The organism is Staphylococcus auricularis (assembly GCF_001500315.1).
Lineage (GTDB): Bacteria > Bacillota > Bacilli > Staphylococcales > Staphylococcaceae > Staphylococcus > Staphylococcus auricularis.
This window is the reverse complement of the sequence record NZ_LLER01000052.1, coordinates 1-217: the sequence shown is the minus strand read 5'-3', so window position 1 is coordinate 217 and position 217 is coordinate 1. Positions and strand designations below refer to the sequence as shown.

Below are 217 nucleotides of genomic sequence, written 5' to 3'. Positions count from 1 at the left end.
AAATAGAACTTGAAACCGTGTGCTTACAAGTAGTCAGAGCCCGTTAATGGGTGATGGCGTGCCTTTTGTAGAATGAACCGGCGAGTTACGATCTGATGCAAGGTTAAGTAGCGAATGTGGAGCCGTAGCGAAAGCGAGTCTGAATAGGGCGCTGAGTATTTGGTCGTAGACCCGAAACCAGGTGATCTACCCATGACCAGGTTGAAGTTCAGGTAAC

General features: G+C 48.4%; 1 rRNA gene. It reads left to right on the top strand.

The features are described from left to right. Positions 1 to 217: ribosomal RNA gene (locus APS80_RS10465) — 23S ribosomal RNA — on the top strand; the annotation flags it as partial.